This window comes from Cellulomonas pasadenensis (genome assembly GCF_047229365.1).
Classification (GTDB): domain Bacteria; phylum Actinomycetota; class Actinomycetes; order Actinomycetales; family Cellulomonadaceae; genus Cellulomonas.
Genome location: NZ_JBFTEP010000157.1, coordinates 1 through 7,583 on the forward strand (window position 1 = coordinate 1; position 7,583 = coordinate 7,583).

The 7,583-nt window shown below is 77.8% G+C and carries 7 protein-coding genes, 1 tRNA gene, 1 other RNA gene and 1 pseudogene; 5 read left to right on the forward strand and 5 right to left on the reverse strand.

Features of this window, described 5'->3' with window-relative positions:
* Positions 1–160: 160 nt before the first annotated feature.
* Both AB6N23_RS16150 and AB6N23_RS16155 read right to left on the reverse strand, forming a co-directional pair.
* Positions 161–823 (reverse strand): annotated as a pseudogene (locus AB6N23_RS16150) (NADPH-dependent F420 reductase); the annotation flags it as partial.
* A 130-nt stretch (positions 824–953) separates the two neighbouring features.
* On the reverse strand, positions 954–1,457 hold the full coding sequence (locus AB6N23_RS16155; protein ID WP_412867018.1) for a GNAT family N-acetyltransferase: 504 nt from the start codon (positions 1,455–1,457) through the stop codon (positions 954–956).
* Positions 1,458–1,747: 290 nt separating this feature from the next.
* Here AB6N23_RS16155 and AB6N23_RS16160 point away from each other — a divergent pair, with 290 nt between their 5' ends.
* Positions 1,748–2,467, forward strand: coding sequence for a hypothetical protein (locus AB6N23_RS16160; protein ID WP_412867019.1), 720 nt, complete (start codon positions 1,748–1,750; stop codon positions 2,465–2,467).
* A gap of 39 nt (positions 2,468–2,506) precedes the next feature.
* Here the strand turns inward: AB6N23_RS16160 and AB6N23_RS16165 are convergent, their stop codons facing one another.
* The gene (locus AB6N23_RS16165; protein ID WP_412867020.1) at positions 2,507–3,010 is read right to left on the reverse strand and encodes an Lrp/AsnC family transcriptional regulator; all 504 of its coding nucleotides are present in this window, start codon (positions 3,008–3,010) and stop codon (positions 2,507–2,509) included.
* 138 nt (positions 3,011–3,148) lie between these two features.
* On the opposite strand from AB6N23_RS16165, the gene AB6N23_RS16170 reads away from it, so the two are divergent.
* Positions 3,149–3,640, forward strand: coding sequence for a DUF2000 domain-containing protein (locus AB6N23_RS16170; RefSeq protein WP_412867021.1), 492 nt, complete (start codon positions 3,149–3,151; stop codon positions 3,638–3,640).
* Positions 3,641–4,016: 376 nt separating this feature from the next.
* Here AB6N23_RS16170 and AB6N23_RS16175 read toward each other — a convergent pair whose 3' ends face one another.
* Both AB6N23_RS16175 and AB6N23_RS16180 read right to left on the reverse strand, forming a co-directional pair.
* Positions 4,017–4,595 carry a ScoMcrA-related endonuclease gene (locus tag AB6N23_RS16175; protein ID WP_412867022.1) on the reverse strand — a complete coding sequence of 193 codons (579 nt, stop codon included), beginning with the start codon at positions 4,593–4,595 and terminating at the stop codon, positions 4,017–4,019.
* Between the two features lie 69 nt (positions 4,596–4,664).
* A tRNA-Ser gene (locus tag AB6N23_RS16180) sits at positions 4,665–4,749 on the reverse strand.
* 295 nt (positions 4,750–5,044) lie between these two features.
* On the opposite strand from AB6N23_RS16180, the gene AB6N23_RS16185 reads away from it, so the two are divergent.
* The 3 genes from AB6N23_RS16185 (at position 5,045) to ffs (ending at position 7,307) form a co-directional block, all read left to right on the forward strand.
* Entirely contained in the window at positions 5,045–5,782 is a 738-nt protein-coding gene (locus tag AB6N23_RS16185) for an AAA family ATPase (protein WP_412867024.1), read from the forward strand.
* Positions 5,783–5,829: 47 nt separating this feature from the next.
* Entirely contained in the window at positions 5,830–7,122 is a 1,293-nt protein-coding gene (locus AB6N23_RS16190; protein WP_412867023.1) for a hypothetical protein, read from the forward strand.
* A gap of 88 nt (positions 7,123–7,210) precedes the next feature.
* Positions 7,211–7,307: signal recognition particle sRNA small type (gene ffs, locus AB6N23_RS16195), an RNA gene on the forward strand.
* Positions 7,308–7,583 lie beyond the last annotated feature (276 nt).

Below are 7,583 nucleotides of genomic sequence, written 5' to 3' on the forward strand. Positions count from 1 at the left end.
CGCCGACCACGCCCGCGGGCGTCGTCGCGCCGGGCGGGTCGAGCAGCTGGCGGCGCAGGCGCCACGCGAGCGCGCCGGACCGGGTGAGCGCGTCCACCCGAGGGACGCTACCGGGCCGGTCCGACACGGGGTCGGACCGGCCCGCGCGGCAGGCCCGCGGTCACATGTCGCGGTAGCGCCGGGCCGCCGCGAGGTCCGCGCGCAGCTCGTCCGCGGTGCGCCGCACGCCGTACCCGGGCGTGTCGCGCTGGATGCGCCAGCCCTCCGACAGGGGGCTCAGCTCGACGGCGTCGAAGCCGAACCGGTCGAGCAGCGCCACGACGCGCGCCCGGGCGTCCGCGTCGTCGCCGGCGACGACGAGCGCGCGGCGTCCGGGCGTGCCCGTCGGGGCGCCGTCGGTCGTGAGGTCCGCGGCGAGGATGTGGTTGAACGCCTTGACGACGTGCGACTGCGGCAGGTGCCGCTGCAGCAGCTCGGCGGTGGTGGTCGACTCGTCGTCGAGCTCCGCGATCTGCCCGTCGCGCTGCGGGTAGTAGTTGTCGGTGTCGATCACGACCTTGCCGGCGAGCGGCTCGACCGGTACGGACCCGATCGCCTTCAGCGGGATCGTGACGACGACCAGGTCGCCCGCCTCCGCCGCCTCCTGCGCCGTGCCGGCGCGCGCGCGGTCGCCCAGCTCTGCGACGAGGTCGACGAGGGTGTGCGGGCCCCGCGAGTTGCTCACCACGACGTCGAGGCCGTGCCGCACCGCGAGGCGGGCGAGCTGCGAGCCGATGTGTCCTGCGCCGATCAGTCCGAGGGTCGTCATGCGCGCTGCAACACCGCACCCGGTCCGCGGTGTTCCGCGCTGCGTCCCACGCTGCGGCGGATCACGTCCGCGCGCCCGTCGCCCCCGCTCGCGGTCGGGCCCGTGCGGCGGCCGGGCCCGTGCGGCGGTCGGGCCGGCGCGACGCTCAGGCCTGCGCGCCCAGCCGGGGGGACGGCGCGGCGGCGGTACCGGGGGCCGGGCGGACCATCGTCACGTGCGGGATGCCGTCCTCGGAGTAGACGTCCGACGCGGCGGCGAAGCCGAACCGCGCGTACCAGCCCTCGAGGTGCGCCTGCGCGTCCAGCACCTGCTCGCGCGGGCCCGCCGCCTCGACGGCCGCGCGCATCAGCCGGGACGCGAGCCCCACGTTCCGCGCCGACCGCGCGACGCACACGCGCCCGATGCGCGGCCGGGCCGGCGTGCCCTCGAGCGCGCCGTCCTCGAGCAGCCGCAGGTAGCCGACCACCCGGCCGGCACGCGTCGCGACCAGGTGCCGCGAGCCGGGCTCGAGGTCGCGCCCGTCGATCTCCGGGTAGGCGCACCGCTGCTCGACGACGAACACGTCGACGCGCAGGCGCAGCACGTCGTAGGCCTGGGCCGCCGTGAGGTCGTGCCAGGCGGACCAGGTGAGGGTGATGTCGTCGGCCACCGCCTGATGGTGCCACCCGGCCGGGCCGGGCGGGGCGCTCGTCCACCGGTGGAGGAGGCCCGGCGGGGCCGCTGGAAAGGACCGGTCCCATGGGCAGGACCCGCCGTACGCGGCGGCCGCGGGCGCGCGCCGCGTCGTCGGCCCGCGGGACGGGTGGACGAGGTCGTCGTCGGCCGTCGTCCCTGGCCTGGGCCGGCGGGCGCGCGGCGCCACGCAATTGCGGCGTCCGCGGCGAGCCGTGACGGTGGAACGGCCGGTCGGACCGCGGCCGGCTCGTCGACAGGAGCCGTATGAGTGACCGACGCACGACCCGTCCGAGCCGGCGCCCCTGGTCGGCGGCCGTCGGCCTCCTGCTCGTCGCGCCCCTCGCCGCGTGCACGGACGCCGAGGCGCCCGTGGGCACCGGGACGGCCATGGCACCGTCCGTCCCCACGGCGACGAGCCCCACGTCCGCACCGGACGCGACCGCGCCCCCGGCCGCACGCACCGACGTGACCGCCGACGTGCTCCTGCCGCCCGACGCGTTCGGGGAGGCGGAGCCCGCCGCGACGGGCACCGTCGAGGCGTGGCGCCTGCCGGACGCCTGCGGTGAGGTCGTCCCCGAGGACGCGACCGCGATGCGCACCCACGTGCACGGCGACGGCGCGTACGAGGCGGTCGTGGGCATCCAGCAGCTCGCGGCGTTCGCCACCGCGGACGACGCGGTGGCGGCGGCGGCGGGGACGCTGGGTGAGGCCCTGGCCGGCTGCGCGGGCGCGGAGGGCACGACGTACCGGGCCGAGGAGGTGCCGGTCGGCGCGCGGGGGGCGGGCCTCGCCACCGACCACTACGACGCGGGCGGGGACGACGCGATGGGCGCGTACCTCGTCGTCACGCGCCGGGGGAGCGCCGTCACGCTGGTGTCCGCCGAGGGCGGCGAGAGCACCGTCGGCGCCGCGCGCACGACGGTCACCGACCAGGCGCGGCGGGCGTGGGACCTGCTGTGCGGGTACGAGGCCGCGGGCTGCTGACCTGGCGGCCGGGGGCGGCGCGTGCGGCGGGCGCGCGGGTCAGCGGGTGCGGCCACGCCCCGTCCGGCGTGCGGAGGCGCGTGTCGGCGGCACCACCACCGGGTTGCGCAGGTGCTCGTAGACGACGGACGTGCGCACGTCGGCGACCTCCGGCCGCTCCGTCAGCCGGTCGATCACGAACGCGTACAGGTGCTCGTTGTCGGGCACGGCGACGTGCACGAGGAAGTCGTCACCGCCGCTCGTGACGAACACGCCGAGCGTCTCCGGCAGCGCCACGACCCACGTGCGGAACGCCTCGATGACCCGGCGCGACGGGGGCCGGATGCGCACGGCGACGAGCGCCTGCACCGGCCGGCCGATCGCCGCCAGGTCGACGTCGAGGATCGCGCCGCGGATCACGCCCCGCTCGCGCAGGGCGCGCGTCCGGTCGAGCGCGGTGGTCGGCGCGACGCCCACCGCGGCCGCGATGTCGCGGTTCGTGCGCCGTGCGTCGACCTGCATCTCGCGCAGGATCGCCGTATCGAGGTCGTCCAGCTCGATCATTCCGCCTCCTGGGCCGTACGTGGTACGGGATCCCACCGTGAGCACCGTGTCGATGCCTAGTGTGCCTGCCTCAGGGCGCCATGTGGTCGAGCAGCGAGGGGAACGGGCGTGCAGGAAGCGGGATCGCAGGAGACAGGCGTGCCGGGGACGGGCGTGCGTGCGACCGGCGGACGGGTCGGGTTCGCGCCCGACGAGGTGCGCACCGGCGAGCCGACGCGCGCCGCGCGGCTCAAGTGGGTCGTCGTGGTGGACGAGGCGATGCCCGCCGGCCGCGCGGTCAACGCCGCGGTGTGCGTCAGCGCCGCCACCGCCGCGGGCGTGGACGGGCTCCTCGGCCCGGACGCCGTCGACGCCGCCGGGTCGGCGCACCCGGGCCTGCCGTGGGCGGGCTGCGCGGTGCTGGCTGCACCCGCGGACCGGCTCGCCGCGATCCGCGCACGGGCGGCGGCGTCGCCGCGTGTCTTCGTCGCCGACATGCCGGTCGCCGCGCAGGCGACCCGCGTCTACGACGAGTACCTCGACGCGGTGGCCGGTGCGCCGGGGGACGCGCTCGCGTACCACGCGGTCAGCATCGTGGGCCCGCGCAACCGGGTCGACAAGATCGTCGGCCGGCTGCCCCTGCTGGCGTGAGCAGGGGCATCGGCACGCCGGGCGCACCCGCGGTCACCGCCGCCCGCGGACGGGACGCGCGCCGGTGCGTACGAGCCCTCCGCGGGGCACCGTCCCCGTCACGCGACGCGCACCGCGCCGCGCGACGCGCACCGCGCCGCGCGACGCGCACCGCGCCGAGTGCGTTATCTCGCACCGAGTGCGGCAGGTGCACCACCCGCGCTCGGTGCGACCTACCGCGCTCGGCGAGGGTGCTCGTCGAGCGCGGCACCGGCGTCCACCAGGCACCGAGTGCGATACCTAGCGCCGAGTGCGGTACCTCGCACCGAGTGCGGCAGGTGCAGCGACCGCGGTCGGTGCGACCTACCGCGGTCGGCGAGTGGGGCGGGGCGGGGCGTCAGCTGCAGTTGTCGCAGACGCCCGTGGCCGGCAGTGCCTGGAAGCACGTGGGGCAGATCGCGAGGGGGCGCTCCTCGCGGGCGGGGGTGCGCGTCGCGCGCGGTGCCGTGGTGCGGGGCGTCGTCGTGCGCGGCGCCCTCGGGGCCGACGACCGGGGCGCGCGGGCCGGTGCCGCGGCGGGTGCGGCCGCCACGTACGGGTCGGTGACCTCGAACCCGCGCCGACGCAGCAGGGCCACCGCGGCGTCCATGCCGTGGAAGTCGTCCGACGTCGCCATGCGGCCCGTCGCGAACCGGTGCGCGACGCCGAGGACCGCGCGGGCGTCGTACTCCCGACCCTCGTGGAGGATCGCGTAGGCCGGCGCGGGCTCGAACCCGTACAGCGCGAGGAACTGCTCCCCGCCGCGGTCGTCGTACTCCGCGATCGCCTGGAGGACGTGCTGCTGGGTCACGGAGGAGAACGTCGCCACGGTCGTCCAGCCTACGGCGGTCGCCGCGGGCCGGATGACGCCCGCGGCCGCGGCCGCGCGGAGCACGACGCCGCTGCCGGTGCAGCACGACGCGACCTGGCGCAGCACGACGCAACCTGGCGCAGCACGACGCAGGGCCCGTCCCGCATCGCTGCGGTGACGGGCCCTGCGTGCCGGCGGAGGATGGGGGATTCGAACCCCCGAGGGCTTGCACCCAACACGCTTTCCAAGCGTGCGCCATAGGCCACTAGGCGAATCCTCCTGGCGGCGGCAGCCGGTCGGGACCGACGAGCCGCGCGGAAAGTCTACCGGAGCCGACGCGCGCCGCGGACCGCGGGCCGTCGACGCCGCGACGGCGGTGGGTGTCCACGCCGAACGGGGTCCGGCGTGCGCGTCCGGGCTGCGAACCGCACGCCAGGCCGCGCTCGTCGTGGACGTCGGCGTGGAGGAGACGGTTCCGCCGGCGGCGGATCGGGGGGCTCGGGCTCGACCGTGTCGGTGGTGCGTGGTGGGGTGGGGCCGTGACGAGCGGGGCGGCGGGACGGGCGCGGGGCGCCATGCGCAGCGCGCTGCCCGTCGTGCGCGTCGAGGCGGCCCCGGACGACGACGGGCCGACCGGCCACGACTGGTTCCGCCACGTGCCCGCCGTCGCGCAGGTGCTCGCGCAGGGGTGGGACCTGTCCGCGGCGACCGTCCTCGTCGGCGACAACGGCGCCGGCAAGTCGACCCTCGTCGAGGCCGTCGCCGGCGCGTTCGGCATGGGCCCGGAGGGCGGGGCGATCGGCTCGCGCCACAGCACCCGGCGCACGGAGTCCGGCCTCGCGGACCGGCTGCGCCTGCTGCGGGGCGTCGGCTCGCCGCGCCGCGGGTTCTTCCTGCGCGCCGAGACGATGCACTCGTTCTACACGTACCTCGAGGAGAACCCGGGCGGCCGCCCGACCTCGAACCCCGAGCCGGAGTTCCACGCGATGTCGCACGGGGAGTCGTTCCTCACGCTCGTCGGCGACCGGATGATGCTCCCGGGCTTCTACGTCCTCGACGAGCCGGAGTCGGCGCTGTCGTTCACCGGCTGCCTGGCGCTGCTCCAGCACCTGCACGACCTCGTCCGCAACGGCTCGCAGGTGCTCCTGTCGACGCACTCGCCCCTGCTCGCGGCGCTGCCGGGCGCGACGGTGTGGGAGGTCGGCGACCACGGCCTGCGCCGCAGCGCATGGGAGGACCTGGAGCTCGTGCGGCGCTGGCGCGGGTTCCTCGACGCGCCCGACCGGTACCTGCGTCACGTCCTGGACGGCTGACCGGCCGGACCGGACGAACCGGACGCGAGTGGGTAGCGTGAGGCGGCATGGATCAGACCGCTCCTCCCTCCGGCGCCGCGCCCTACGCCCGCCCCGAGCCGTGGCCGATCGACGAGTGGCGTGAGCCCGCCATCGGCGTCGCGATCGCCGCGCTGACGCTGCCCGCGGTGACGAGCGCCCTCGTCGGCCTGCTGGTGCTCGCGGTGCAGGGGCGCGCGTCGTGGCTCCTGGTGACGCTGTCCGCGCTGGTCACGGCCGTGATCGGGGTGCTCGCCGCCGCCGTGGCGTTCCGCCGCCGCGACCGTCGGCCGGTGCGGCTGCTCGCGGCGGTCGCCGCGGGGTGGGGCGTCGCCACGCTCGTCGCGGGCGTCGTCGTCGGCCTCGAGCTCGAGACGTCCGAGCGCGTCCCGCTCGCCGTGATGCTCGTCGTGGGCGGTGCGTGGACCGTCGTGCTCGGCCTGCTGCTCTGGCTCGCCTGGCGGCTGCTGCCGCCCGGGGCGTCGGACGTGCCGCGCCCGACGCCGTCCGGCGACGACGACGGCACGGCCGCCGACGCGCCGACGACCGGCACGGCCGGTGGCACGCCCACCGGTGCGGCGCCGCGGTCGGCGACGAAGCGCGCACCCGGCGTCACGTCCCCCGGCCCCGCGAGCACGGACGACGCCACCGGGACCGCCGCGCGGGCGTCCGACGACGACGCCGCGGACGGCGACGCGGACCTCGACACGCGCCTCGACGCGGGCACGGACGCCGACCAGGCGGCCCTCGCCGACTGGCCCGAGTGGGGCGCCGGCCGCGACGCCGCGGCTCGGGAGCCGGGCGCCGGCACGACGCGTGCGACGTCGTCCGGGGCGCACACCGCCGCGACCGCCCCCGCCGCGACGTCCGTGCCTGCCACGTCCGTGCCTGCCACGTCCGTGCCTGCCACGTCCGCGCCTGCCACGTCCGCTCCGGTCACGTCCGCTCCGGTCACGTCCGCGTCTGCCACGTCCGCGTCTGCCACGTCCGCTCCGGCCACGTCCGCCGCCACGCCCGTCCCGGACGAGCCGCCCGCCGCGCCCGCGCCGAGCCGGCCGGCGACGCCGCGGCGCACCGCGTCCTCCGCGACGCCGCCGCCGACGTCGGTCGACGACACGATGGTCGTCGACGGCCCGCTCCTGGACGACGACGCGTTCGAGGTGCCCGAGCCGCCCACCGCCACGCCGCCGCGGCGCAGCGTCTCCTCGCCGGCGGTGCGGGGACGGCGCAGCGGGTCGGGTGACCGTCCGACGCAGCGCCTCTCCGGCCGGGACCCCGAGGGGGGCCCGCCCACGCAGCGCATGCCGCACGTCGACCGCTGACGCGCCGGCGGCCCGGGCCGTCAGCGCCCGGGCGCCCACCGGCTCACGCCGCGTGCCCGGCAGCCGCCCGGGCTGCGTTAGGCTGGGTGCAGACCCCTCGTACGGCGTCACCCCGCTGAACCCCCCCAGGGCCGGAAGGCAGCAAGGGCAGGCGGGCTCTGGCGGGTGTGCGGGGGGTCCTTGCATGCCCGGACGCATGCGCGGACCCATGCCGGACTCCGACTCGGCGCAGGCCGGACTCAGACCCCGACCCAGCCCCGGACCGTCCACGGTCGGACCTCCCGTCGTCCCGCCGTCGGCCCCGCCGTCCACCCGCGGTGGGACGCCGGCCGCCCGACGTCGCGACCCCGGGGCCACGCCGCGCCCCCACCGGGCGGCGCACGATCGAGGCATGACCGCGACACCCCCTCCGCTCAGCCCGCCCCCGAGCGGCGGCGCGCCGGCCGGACCCCTCGCCGCCG

Bases quoted from the DNA above. Each gene is read 5' to 3' on its own strand.
- AB6N23_RS16160 (WP_412867019.1), top strand. From the start codon at position 1,748: ATGAGTGACCGACGCACGACCCGTCCGAGCCGGCGCCCCTGGTCGGCG.
- AB6N23_RS16185 (WP_412867024.1), top strand. From the start codon at position 5,045: ATGCGCAGCGCGCTGCCCGTCGTGCGCGTCGAGGCGGCCCCGGACGAC.
- AB6N23_RS16190 (WP_412867023.1), top strand. From the start codon at position 5,830: ATGGATCAGACCGCTCCTCCCTCCGGCGCCGCGCCCTACGCCCGCCCC.
- AB6N23_RS16165 (WP_412867020.1), bottom strand. From the start codon at position 3,010: ATGATCGAGCTGGACGACCTCGATACGGCGATCCTGCGCGAGATGCAG.